This window comes from Petrotoga sp. 8T1HF07.NaAc.6.1 (genome assembly GCF_016772115.1).
Taxonomy (GTDB): Bacteria; Thermotogota; Thermotogae; order Petrotogales; family Petrotogaceae; genus Petrotoga; species Petrotoga mobilis.
In genome coordinates this window covers 52,138-64,927 of the sequence record NZ_AUPG01000005.1, presented here as the reverse complement: position 1 = coordinate 64,927, position 12,790 = coordinate 52,138, and the positions used below count along the sequence as shown (strand labels likewise).

Annotated in this window: 10 protein-coding genes and 1 pseudogene; 1 reads left to right on the top strand and 10 read right to left on the bottom strand. The window is 33.8% G+C overall.

The window, feature by feature from the left end:
- Window positions 1–4: 4 nt before the first annotated feature.
- The 10 genes and pseudogenes from NAAC61_RS04625 to NAAC61_RS04575 form a co-directional block, all read right to left on the bottom strand.
- Complete coding sequence (locus NAAC61_RS04625; protein WP_202695390.1) at window positions 5–2,236, bottom strand: carbohydrate ABC transporter permease; 2,232 nt, start codon at window positions 2,234–2,236, stop codon at window positions 5–7.
- Window positions 2,237–2,251: 15 nt separating this feature from the next.
- Window positions 2,252–3,613 (bottom strand): carbohydrate ABC transporter permease, encoded by a 1,362-nt coding sequence (locus NAAC61_RS04620; protein ID WP_202695389.1) that lies wholly within the window; start codon window positions 3,611–3,613, stop codon window positions 2,252–2,254.
- Window positions 3,614–3,643: 30 nt separating this feature from the next.
- A complete protein-coding gene (locus tag NAAC61_RS04615; protein ID WP_121515198.1) occupies window positions 3,644–4,972 on the bottom strand; it encodes a FliI/YscN family ATPase in 1,329 nt (442 codons plus the stop codon).
- Window positions 4,959–5,657: a FliH/SctL family protein gene (locus NAAC61_RS04610; protein WP_012209178.1), complete on the bottom strand. Its 699-nt coding sequence runs from the start codon at window positions 5,655–5,657 to the stop codon at window positions 4,959–4,961. The genes NAAC61_RS04615 and NAAC61_RS04610 overlap by 14 nt, the downstream gene beginning before the upstream one ends.
- Window positions 5,650–6,666: a flagellar motor switch protein FliG gene (fliG, locus tag NAAC61_RS04605; RefSeq protein ID WP_121515197.1), complete on the bottom strand. Its 1,017-nt coding sequence runs from the start codon at window positions 6,664–6,666 to the stop codon at window positions 5,650–5,652. Before fliG ends, NAAC61_RS04610 begins: the two co-directional genes overlap by 8 nt.
- Window positions 6,667–6,688: 22 nt before the next feature.
- Window positions 6,689–8,238, bottom strand: a pseudogene (gene fliF / locus NAAC61_RS04600) (flagellar basal-body MS-ring/collar protein FliF).
- A gap of 26 nt (window positions 8,239–8,264) precedes the next feature.
- Window positions 8,265–9,287, bottom strand: coding sequence for a lytic transglycosylase domain-containing protein (locus tag NAAC61_RS04590; protein ID WP_202695387.1), 1,023 nt, complete (start codon window positions 9,285–9,287; stop codon window positions 8,265–8,267).
- Between the two features lie 11 nt (window positions 9,288–9,298).
- Entirely contained in the window at window positions 9,299–10,126 is an 828-nt protein-coding gene (locus tag NAAC61_RS04585) for a purine-nucleoside phosphorylase (RefSeq protein WP_202695386.1), read from the bottom strand.
- Window positions 10,127–10,141: 15 nt separating this feature from the next.
- Window positions 10,142–10,654, bottom strand: a complete 513-nt coding sequence (gene hpt / locus NAAC61_RS04580; RefSeq protein WP_012209173.1) for a hypoxanthine phosphoribosyltransferase — start codon at window positions 10,652–10,654, stop codon at window positions 10,142–10,144.
- A gap of 183 nt (window positions 10,655–10,837) precedes the next feature.
- A complete protein-coding gene (locus NAAC61_RS04575; RefSeq protein ID WP_041534111.1) occupies window positions 10,838–11,572 on the bottom strand; it encodes a biotin--[acetyl-CoA-carboxylase] ligase in 735 nt (244 codons plus the stop codon).
- Window positions 11,573–11,680: 108 nt separating this feature from the next.
- Here NAAC61_RS04575 and NAAC61_RS04570 point away from each other — a divergent pair, with 108 nt between their 5' ends.
- On the top strand, window positions 11,681–12,787 hold the full coding sequence (locus tag NAAC61_RS04570; RefSeq protein ID WP_012209171.1) for an FtsW/RodA/SpoVE family cell cycle protein: 1,107 nt from the start codon (window positions 11,681–11,683) through the stop codon (window positions 12,785–12,787).
- Window positions 12,788–12,790 lie beyond the last annotated feature (3 nt).

Genomic DNA, 12,790 nt, shown 5'->3' with positions numbered 1-12,790 from the left:
TATGTTATCCTTTCAAACCGGTTCTTGCGATACCTTCTATGAAATATCTTTGCAAGAATATAAACAATATCACTATAGGTATCATAGTAAAAGTGGATGCCGCCATTAAAAGATTGTAAATCTCTCCCGCGTCGGTTCTAAAATTTTGTAATCCCACTGAAAGTGTTCTCATTTCAGGACTTTTAGTGACGATCAAAACCCATAAAAAGGCGTTCCAACTCCCTACAAATTTTAGTAGCGCCCCAGTTAAAATCGCAGGTCTACTAAGAGGAACCATCACGGTCCATAAAAATCGCCAACTTGAAGATCCGTCTATCTTAGCTGCGTCCCATAACTCGTTGGGTACCGTCATAAACTGCTGCCTGATCAAAAATATAGCAAAAACACTAATCACCCACGGAACGATCAGAGCATAGTAACTGTCTATCCAAGAAAATTTACTAATAGTTATATAATTGGGTACTAACAAAACCTCGCCTGGTATCATCATAGTCGCTAAAAAAGTTATAAAAATAAAATCCTTTCCCCAAAAATTAAGTTTTGAAAATGCAAAAGCAGCCATCGAGGCGAATATTATTTCTAAAACAGTGGTAACCAGAGAAACGAAAACCGTATTTATGTAGTACCGAGAAAATGGAGCTCCGTTCCATGCGTCCACATAATTTTGAAAAATATTACCTAATACCTGATTAAAAGAATATTCAACCTTTCCAGAAGGTACATCATCAAGCAACCAGATCGACGGTACATTTACTGTGTACAATTCAATATTTGAATTGTTTTTGTACAAAATTTTATCAACAAACGCCGGTGCGCTTACAATAGTTGCTTTGGAGATCGTATCAATGAAAAACCTATCGAAATCTTTTAATATTTTATCATATTCTGCCCTTTTTTCCAATATCCTCCCAAACTCTTCTTCCTTACCTTGAATGTGTTCTATTAAAAAATTGTAATCAGATTCTGAGAGTACCGTCTTAGCTTGCTCAAGATTAGCCTGGTTCTGCGATAAAGTTCTAATAATGTTTGTGTATTTTGAAAGGTTTCTAGGGTCATCTATTAAAGAATTACTTACATCATTTACGAAATCGTTCTCAAGATATGAAACGACTTCTTGATTCAAATTCTCAATATTTTTCTCGTCAGCCAATGAAATCACAATTTGTTTAAATGACTCTGGATATGCTGTTTGCTGGATACCTTCGATGATATTCTGATACTTTGTTTCTTTCGTAGGAACGTCAAATATTATGTTTACATCTTCAAATGTTATATTTTGTTCCTCACCATATTTTTCGTTAAAATACATAAAGAAAGTTAAAGTGTTGATATCTTTCATAATGGGTTCGTAAATATTTCTTTGAATCAAAGTATTGGTGTTAGATAGGATTTCATCTTCAAAAGTTTGAATCTCCGATAAAAAATCGGCAAGTAAATTGATTAATTGTTCTACCTCACTTTGGCTAATTATTCTCAATTCTGCTGGATAAGAAGACAATTTTGAATTCAATTCGTCGGCTTTCAATTTTATCGTTCCCAAATAATCTGAAAATATTTCTTTACTTCTTGTAATACTTTCTATTTGACTTTCTGTCATATTTGGGTTCGTTCTAAAATACGGCAAGATGTTGATAGTTCTTTCGAGCGTTATATCTATAAAATTCTGAACTTTGCTTATACTTTGTTGTATCCTTCTTATAGTAGTGGTCTGTTTAAAATAACCATCTTCTTGGGAAAAAAGAGTAAAATAAATACTTTCAAACGTTTCAAGAGAATAATCTTCTACAGCAAATAAGCTTGATAAATCTTCTCTTAATTCAATATTTGAAATATAATCGTAGATATCAGACATCATATAATCGACACTTGCTTGATCTGTATAATTTATCTCGTTAAAAGAGAGTTGTACCCTTCCCCTGCTTACATAGTCCCCGTCTATTTCATAGACCATTTTGTAAGGGTTGTAACTCTCTTGGGCTGATAAAGTTCTAAATTCAGCTAAACTTAAGCCTGTCCGTGGGGAAGGCTTTGAAGGGGTTAATTTTAAATTTAAACCCCATTCACTCTGAAAATTTTTTGTTGTCCATGTTGGAGGCCACATGTTGATTTCACTACTTGTTTTCAAAGAGGTCATTATCATCCATGCAAAAGGCAAGAGCATAACTATGGCGCCACCCGCTAACAATAAGTAAACTATCAAAGTCCAAAGTGTTTTAATAAACTTTGAATAATTCAAGTATAATTTCCTCCTTTAGGATTCATAATGTATTCTACTTCTGCTACTTCTCATCTGAAGGATTGTAAACAATAGAATAATCCCAAAAAGTACGTAAGCAGCAGCACTAGCTCTTCCCATCCTTTGTTGAACGTAGAACATATCATACACATAGTAAACCATTGTCATCCCACTGTTGTTGTAAGGTCCAGGCATACCTACATAGAGTATGAAAATCTCATCGAAGACTTTAAATGCCCCGATCATAGCAACTATGATTATAAAGTAAGTTGTGGGAGATAATAAAGGTAAGGTAATAAACTGAAATTTTTGAAAAGGCGTGGCTCCATCAACTTCAGCAGCTTCGTAGTAGGCTTTATCAATATTTTGCAGGCCTGCCAAAAAGATGATCGCGTAATAGCCTACCATTTTCCATATAGAAATTATAGCAACAGTAGGAATCGTAAACTTCTGATCTTTAAGCCATGGAGTTTTTGAAAAACCTATTTGAGTTAAAATATAATTTAATAAACCATTGTCGTTGAAAATCCATTGCCAAACTAGAGAAATTGCCACTACACTTGTTACAAAAGGAATAAAATAAACCGTTCTAAAAAAAGTCTTGCCATATAATTTTCTATTCAACAATAAGGCAATTAACAAAGCAAACAGAATAGTAATCGGCGTGGAAAGAAGGACATAATAAGTCGTATTCCATATTGCTTTGATGAACAACGACTGTTCCTTTGCTAAGCTCAAAAACCTTATAATTTCGGGGACTCCCAACGAGTAAAAGGCTATCCATAATCCGATGAACGTGATTATTCGAAGAAAAATTTTATTGGACATTTGATCGGCAAAGTGTAAAGATAATAAAATCGTGTATACCACAACGAGAACTAAGGCGCTCACTACATTAAGATACTGTATTGAATTAATAGTTAACAAAGAAATTATTCCCAATATACTCATACAAACAATTAAATATTTTTGCCGAGGGGTTTTTATCTTTTTTAGGTCAAAGATCAAATGAATGATAAAAATAGCTGTCATAAAGATTAGAAGTGTATTGAAAAATGCTTCGTTGAATGTTATATTCACAGGTTGATTTAACTTAAATAATTCTATATAATTCTGAAACCCAATGAAAATTGGATTACCTTGATTTTGGAAATCCCACTTAAAAAAACTCAGATAGAAAGAATAAAAAATAGGCCAAAAAACAAATATCCCTAGAATCACAAAAGAAGGTAATAGATACAAATAAGCTGAAATGCTTTCTTTAACTTTCCTGTACTTAACAGGTTTTAAATATCTTTTCGATAACATTCTGACTACAAGCAAGGATAAGACGATCAATAAAACATAAAAAATGATGGCGTATTCCGCTTTTAACAATATTTTCTGCCTCCCGCTGTTTAGTTAAATCTAGTTGTACCTTTGGTATATTTCGACTAACTTTTTCAACGTTTGTTCAAAAGGCGCTTTTTCTTCTATTCTCTGTGTTAAAAAATTATTTATATTTTCTATTTCTTCCAAAGCAATATCTACTTTTTTATTGCTTCCCTTCTTATACGCACCAACTTCGATTAAATCCTTGGAATTCATATAACTTGCGTAAATATCTCTAATAAACATTGCTGCTTTAAGGTGTTTTTCATCTACTACTTCTTTCATCAACCTACTTACACTGGAAAGGATATCTATTGGGGGATAATGCGAAGAATCTGCGAGGCTTCTTGAAAGAACAATATGACCATCGACTATACTTCTTACAGCGTCACCAATTGGATCGTTCATATCATCGGCTTCAACCAGTACGGTGTAGATAGCGGTCATACTTCCTTTTTGTGAGTTACCAGCTCTTTCTAAAATCTTTGGCATATTTGCAAAGACGCTGGGTGTGTATCCTCTGGTGGTTGGTGGTTCACCTATGGAAAGTCCAATCTCTCTTTGAGCCATAGCCCATCTAGTGATTGAATCGACCATCATTAAAACATTGTAACCTAAATCTCTAAAATACTCTGCGATAGTGGTGGCTGTGTAAAGAGCTTTTACTCTTAGTAGAGCAGGTGAGTCTGAAGTTGAAACTATCAAAACAGATTTTTTCAATCCTTCTTCCCCAAGATCTTTTTCAATAAAATCTTTAACTTCTCTTCCCCTCTCTCCTATCAACCCAATGACGTTAATATCTGCTTCGGTATTCCTGGCTATCATTCCCAGTAAGGTACTTTTTCCTACACCGCTTCCTGCCATTATTCCAATTCTTTGACCTTTACCAAGGGTTAAAAAAGCATCGATTGCCCTTACTCCTACAGATAAAGGTTCTTTAATTCTGTTTCTTAAAAGAGGGTTGGGGGCAGATCTATATATACTTTTACTTTCGTAACTCTTTACTTTTGAACCATCCATTGATCTTCCTAAACCATCTAACACATGTCCTAAGAGTTCTGAGCTAATTTTCACATTGATTTTACTATCTACTCTTTCTACCGGCGCCCCCACATAGATACCACTTACATCCTCTAATGGCATTAAAAGCACTTTGTTATCGGAAAAACCTACGGTTTCTGCAAAAATCTTTGAACCATCTTTCAATTTTATCCTACATAGATCCCCCAAAGCCACACTGGGACCAATTGATTCAATAGTAACACCTACTATCCTACTAATTTTACCTTCTAGTTCAAATAAAGGTCTATTTTTTAATTTATCAGTAAAATAAGCTAAAGATGAAGAAAAATCATTTATTTGCATTTATAGCTTCCTCCACCATGTTCAAAATATCTTCAAAAAATGTTTGAGGAGTTAGGTCGAATATTCCTTGATCTGTTTCCAAAACTATTTGATTATCTTGTAAAGAAGGGTCTTCAACTATATAAAAAAAATCAGAAAACCTGTCTCTTATTAAATTTGCGTATTCTTTATTGAAAGAAGGACTTAGTTTAATTTTAGAATTTTTCATTGATGAAAGCTTCTTTTCAAAATTTTGAAAAATAATTTCTACCCACTGAGGAAAATCAAACTTTTCTTTAAAATATCTTTCGACGACAGCCTTGATAGTGTTTTCACAGAAATTTAAACTCTGCTGTGACAACTCTTTGATATAAATATCATACTCTTTTGAAATCCTTTGAATTTGGGCTCTAACCTTTTTCAGTTCTTCTTCGAGCGTCTTCTTCCTCTCTTCTACGTATTTAATTTGATCTTCCTTTAATCTTTTAGCTTCTAATTCTGCATTTTCAATGATTTTTTGACTCGTAATTTTTGCGTTTTCAATTATCTTTTGAGCTTCTTTTTGGGCATCTGACTCAATAGCCTCTTTTAATTTGTCTTTTTCTCTTTTATTTTCTTCATATTGTGTTTGTTCTATTTCTTCTACGGATAATTCGAAGGTTTTATCTAAAACAACGAATTTATTATTTACGATTCTTTTATTCAATCAATTCTTCACCTGCCCCGCCACCAGCTATAATAATTTCACCAGACTCTTCAAGTTTTCTGATTACATTGATGATTCTCTGCTGTGCCTCATCTACATCCCTGACTCTAACAGGTCCCATAAAATCCAATTCTTCTTTTATAATCTGTGAAGCCCTTTTAGACATGTTTTTAAAGATGGTATTTTTAACTTCTTCGCTAGAACCTTTTAATGCAATTGTTAAATCCTTGCTATCTACCTCACGAAGTATTCTTTGTATTGATCTATCGTCCAACTTGACAATATCTTCAAAAACAAACATTCTTCTTCTAATTTCATCCGACAGTTTGGGGTCTCTTTCTGAAAGCTTTTCAAATATATTATTGCTGACCGCTCTATCGATGTTATTCATTATTTCCGCGGTGATATCGATCCCGCCAACCTGAGAAAAAGTTTGAACGGTGAAGGCAGAAAGACGATCCTTTAGCCTACTTTCTATCTCTTTTACGATATCCGGATTGGCAGAATCCATTGTAGAAATTCTTTTTATCACGTCTAGTTGTAAAGATTCAGGTAGTTCAGAAATAACTTGAGAAGCTGCTTGAGGTGGAAGATAACATAATATAAGTGCTACTGTCTGTGGATGTTCATTTTGTAACACATTAACCATCTGTGAAACATCCACTTTTCTTAAAAATTCAAAAGGTTTAACCTGCAAATTAGAAACCAATCTGTCTATTATATCTATGGCTTTTTCTGGTCCAAAAGTTTTTTCCAGAAGATTTCTTGCATATTCAACGCCACCAGTGTTGATGTAATCTTTTGCTTTTATGTATTCTCCAAATTCATCCATAACTGCCTGTTTTGTTTTTTCATCAATCTTGTCCAAATTTGCTATTTCTAAAGTTAACTGTTCTACTTCTTCTTCGTCTAGCTTTTTTAATATTTTACTTGCCCTTTCTGGACCTAAGAGTACCAATAATATAGCGGATTTTTTTAAGCCATCTAATTCTTTACCCTTTTCAGCCATTTAAAGCAACCCCTTTTGACAATTAACGAGTTTTAAGCCAAGATTTAATGATATCCGCGACCTCATCTGGATTATTTTCCGCTAAAGCAGCAATCTCCCTAAATCTCTCTTGTTCAGGTGAAACTTCTTCAACCTCAACACCTCTTTCTTTCATCGCTTCTTCAACTCTTGATTCTAATTGCCGCTTTCTTTCTTCAACGAGTTGTGAAGCCTTTCTAACTCTGCGAGCCCTCGCAATTAGGATGACAAGCATCATAACGAATGCGATCACAATTATAGCAATTACAATATTAGTGATTCTTTGTCTTCTGAGTTGTAATTGATATTCAATATCTGCTCTCATCGCTTCCAAATCTCTATTGAACTGTATATCAACTAAAGAGATATTATCTTCAGGTGTGCCAATAGCCGTAGCAACAGCTGTTTTAATTTGAGACCTCAGCTCTTGACTATCGCCTACTTTACTGTTTTGGAAATCAATAAAAAGTGTTATGCTTTTATTAGAAATTTCTCCATTTTTATCTTCAATAGTTCTTGTATAAATCTCATTTACATCGTAGTTGGTTATCACATCTGAGCTGCTGTAATAATTTCCTGTACTCGTAGGCGTTTGATAAGTATACGGGGGGATGTTGGAATCAACACCAGGTACACCACCAGAGGTTGGAGAAGAACTACTCTGTTCAGTCTTAGTCTGTTGACTTAAAATTATTCCATTTTCATCTACAACCGGTTCGACCATTCTTTGCTCTTCTTCTATTTTTTGCCAATTTAACTCTATCTCGGGAACCACAACAACATTCCCCAAACCAAAGACTGATTGTAAACCGCTTTCTACTTTTTCTTTATAATATCTCTCAATCTCAGCTTTTAACTTAAATTTAGTATCGGCACTTCCAATATCTTCTCCCAAAGCAATCTGAGCGCTTAAATCGTTCGAAAAATTATCCACTACTTTTATGTTCTCAGGTTGCAACCCAGCAACTGCTCCAGCAACTAAATTAATTATCCCTTTAATTTGGCTTGAAGTTACGCTCGCCCCAGGATTCAACACTAACAAAACAGATGCAGAAGGTTTTGGACTTTCACCAACTTGATAGTAAGTTCTTGGAGGAATAACCAAATGAACACGAGCACTTTGTACCGAGTCCATAGAAGCTATACTCCTAGACAGCTCACCTTCCAAAGCGATTTGATAGTTGACCTGCTTATCGTAACTGGTGGCTCCAAAGCTTGATTTTGAAGAAGTTCATAACCTTGAAGATTGTAGCCCAACGAACCCTCGCTGGCTAATCTCATTCTCAACTCTGACACATTCTGATTTGCAACGTAAATATTCCCAAAATCATCTACTTTGTATTCTACACCTATTTCTTCCAATTTTGTTACAATATTACCCGCATTTGCTTGATCTAAACCTCCAATAAAAAATTCATAATTTTTCCTTGAAAGCAATATTGAAAAAAATACTATCAACGCAACGACAGTAATTAACAAAACTATATAGTTTCGTTTTTTTCTATTTTCTAGATTTTTCCACCAGTCTCTTATTTGTTGCAAATACTTTTCCATAGGGACATCCCTTCCTGAGGCATTTTTTAAAAGGCCAATCTAAAACCTAGATTTATAGAAGTTTGGTAAATTTCGTAACCCATAAAAAGGTCTAAGTTGTAAATTGAAAAATAACTGGAAAGCAATAAAGTATCAGCATTAATTAATATTTTTGTGGTCCAGTTATCAGTTAATTCGTGTTTGTAAATTAACTCAGGATTTTCAGGCCCTTTAAGAATAAAATTTTGCCACGGTAAACCCACTCGCAAAACGATATCTTCTGGAATGGTTTTACCTTCTATTCCAAAGCCTAAATTCGTTCTAGGCACATACAAAAAGGTATATCCGCAATCTGTTTTTATATTTGCAAAATCAGATTCTTGGATTTGTTTTAGTGGAAGTTCTAAACCAACATTTCCGTATATTTCAAATTTTCTATATGCAAGTCCGGCTTTAAAATCCGTATTTATTCTGTCTTCTTCACCTTCTGGAAAATAAAATACTCTACCTCCTATAAAATAAGGTGAATATATTTTTGAGTTAGAATAATTTTGTTGGGCTCTTTTTACCTTCTCGTAGTATGCTTCACCACCAGGAGACACTTTCCCTGCCATAACAGCGGTAGGTCCATCATGGTATGCTATAATCTGCAACCTTTCGTCATCAAAAAGACGTCGAAGATACCCATGGTATTCTAATGCGCCTTTTAAATTGTCATACGGATCAAATAAATTATAAACGTGTAAATCTACCCCGGTTGGATTTTTCAATTGAAGTAGCCCCATCGCTTTAGAAGATGAAATAGCATGGGTATAATTAGATGATTCTACAACCATTTGGCCACCTATCAAAGTCCGCGGCTGAGACCACACACTTTCTAGCAATTTATTAGAATCCATTATCGGATATTTGTTAATCGAATAGAACTCAATTCCAAATTCTCCGTTGGAATTAGAATTGTATTCAAAATAGGTATTCGGTTTCATAAAAAAGTAATCGTAAACTTCATAATAAGAAAAGAACAAAATTGGCAAAAATATAAAAATTGCCAACAAAACAAAAGACTTCAAAAGATCACCTTCTAAAAGATATCTACTAGGTCCATGATGATCTCAGCTATATTTTCGCCTGTTTTTTCTGCAATCTTCAAAACTTCTTCTGCACTAACTTCTTTCAATTGCTCAGGAACAGCTTTATCAGTTATAGCGGTGATACCCAAAATCTCCATACCAGCATGTTTTGCAACTATAGCCTCTGGTACAGTCGACATCCCGACCAAATCGGAGCCAAAATTTCTCATCATAGCCATTTCAGCAGGTGTTTCAAATGTAGGACCGCTTAAACCTAAATATACACCAGAATATACTCTAATATTAAGTTTTTTAGCAGATTTAAAGGCTTCTTGCACCAAGGATTTCGAGTAAACTTCCGTCATATCTGGAAATCTAGGACCCCAATCATCGAAATTTGGTCCAATCAAGGGGTTGTCACCAAAAAAGTTGATGTGATCCGTGATTATACACGGTACACCCACTTCAAAATCAGGATTTAATGTTCCTGCTGCGTTAGTCAATACAAGAGTTTCAATACCTAATTCTTGCATTACACGTATTGGAAAAGTGACCTCTTTCATAGTGTACCCTTCGTAGTAATGAAATCTTCCATTCATAAGTAACGTATCTTTACCCTTTAAACTCCCTATCATTAATTCGCCTTTATGGCCTGGAGCGGTAGAACGGGGGAAGTTAGGAATATCAGAATAAGGGATTGCAAGGGCATCTTCTAAATTTTGTGAAATTTTCCCTAATCCAGACCCTAAAACGATCGCAATTCTGGGCTTTTTCGTGGTTTTTTCTTGAATATACTTAGCTGCTTCTCTCACTTTTGATACGTACTGTTCAATATCCATGTAATATTAGCCTCCTTATTCTATATATCCAATGTAAGGTAAATTTCTATATTTTTCATTGTAATCCAATCCGTACCCTACTATAAATTTATCTCCAATTTCAAAACCAGGAAATCTTACTTGAATTCCATGCTCGTGAATTGTTTTTAAAACAATAGATGTAATTTCTAAAGAGGAAGGATTTTGCATCTCTAAATATTTTACTATATATTTTAATGTATTCCCAGTATCCACGATGTCTTCGACTATTAAAACATGTTTATTTTCAAGAGGCTCATCAAGCCAACTTTTTACCTTTACTTTTCCCGTGGTTATATCCCCAGAATAACTAGATACCTGTATAAAATTATAATTAACGTTCAAATGTATCTTTTTTACCAAATCACTAAAGAAATTGACGGATCCTTTTAAGACACATACCGCGACAATTTCATCCGTTATATTTTTATAATAATCATCTATTTGCTTAGCCAAATCTTCAACCTTTTTTTGAATTTCCTCCTCTGAAATAAGGACTTTTAATGACATTATATACCTCCCCATAGAAATAAAAAATTACTCTCTTTATATCTTATTCTTTTAAAAACCAAAACTTCCCCCAAAAAATTCATTCTAAGAAATATTATAAGTTATTATGAGTTATTTTGTGGATCTAAGTCCAACAAATATATTGTATCATAAGTAAAGACCATTTGCTCCCTTACTTAAAGATTATAACACAATTAATTCGCCAGAGTTTATTTTTCTTATCTCACCGTTATTGTCTATTATTTCCAAATAATCTGACTGAATTTCGTTTACTGTGCCGTAAATATTTCCATTATTTTCAACTGATACTTGGACCTTATCCCCTACTTTCACATTCAAATGATTCAACCACATTTTTGTAATGGATGAAATTGCTTTAGGTTTGAAATATTTTAGATAATACCTATGATAAGCAACATGGTTTAGTTCATTTAAAAGTTTCCTCAAAGGAATTTCTTTCCCAATAACATCTTTTAAAGCAATTGAGTTGTTGGAAACTTTTTCAGGTAATTCATTGTTAACGTTTATTCCTACTCCCACTATAACGCAACTTGGTGTACCATCCTCATAAACGCTCTCTCCCAAAATTCCGCACACCTTTTTAGAATTAAGCAAAATATCGTTAGGCCATTTAATGATGGGATCCAACTTATATTTTTTTTTCAAGACATTATAAATCACCAAAGAATACATTCTCAAATAAAAATAAGGAATCAAAGGCCTTTTACGGGGCTTGAATAACACAGAAAACCATAAACCTCCCAAAGGAGAATACCACCTTTTGTTATTCCTCCCGTAACCTTCTGTTTGTTCTAAAGCCCAAACAACAGTTTCTGATGGTAGTTCACGCCAGTGTTTTTTGATATAGTTGTTCGTTGAATCAATTTTATCTAGAAGAATCAAATTATCACCTATCATTTTAGCAGACTTTTCCTCCTCTTAAAAACTTTAATATATCAATATGATATAATATATGGTTGATCAAAGGCAAACTCTTATCAAAATTTGTAAAGGGAGATACTTTCAGTGAATTCTTTTTTTATTACAAATTTAATAGGTGAAAGAAAAGAACGCATAAAAAAAATAGAATTTATACTCGTTATCGCTTACGTTTCATTGGCAATTTTTGGATTTTTATCTGTTAAGAGTGCTGTAATCAACAGTCCTTTAGAAGGCATAGAAAATCAACAATTAATGTGGATCATTCTAGGGATAGCTTTTTTTGCCATTAGCATTTTTATTCCAGAAAGGTTTATTAAGAAATATACCCCTATTCTATTTTATTTAGTAATTCTTGCCTTGGTTTTAGTACTATTCACCACACCAATTAGTGGGGCTAAAAGATGGATAAGGCTGGGACCTGTGGGTTTTCAACCATCTGAAATATTTAAGCTGGCATTGTTATTATATCTTAGTTATGTTCTTTCTCAAAATGATAATAAAAAGTTTTATTTTGCATCAATAATGATTTTTTTATCTGCAGGGTTGATATACCAAGAACCGGATTTTAGCACTTCTATTATAGTACTATTCACCTGGTTTGTACTAGTTTTTGTTTCAGGAAGGTTCGAAAAATTATGGCAGTATTCCTTAGGATTAGCTTTGATTGGCAGTCCTATAATTTTTTATAACCTCCAAGAATACCAAAAAGGTAGGATAATAGGGTTTCTCTTTCCTCAAACCTACTCTCTAAGTTATTATTATAACACCGCTCAAGCGATAAAAGCTATAGGTTCTGGAGGTTTGCTAGGGGAAGGATACATGAATGGATACATGAATTTGAGTGGATTCGTACCTGAAAGTCATACGGATTTTATACTTTCCGTTATTGGAGAAGAGTTTGGATTTTTGGGGGTAAGTTTTATTCTAATACTTTATTCGGCAATACTTTGGAGACTATACGAAGGATACAAAAAAAGCGATGACCTATTTTGGAAGTATTTTTATGTTGGATCTGCATTTTTGATCTTTTTCCATATTTTTCAAAATATTGGAATGAATCTTGGCATGTTGCCAGTTACAGGCATCCCTCTGCCTTTATTATCAAATGGTGGCTCTTCTTTTGTTACTTTTTCTATAATACTAGGGGTTGCAACAAAAGGTTTAATGATAGAAAAAAACATCACGAGGTGATTC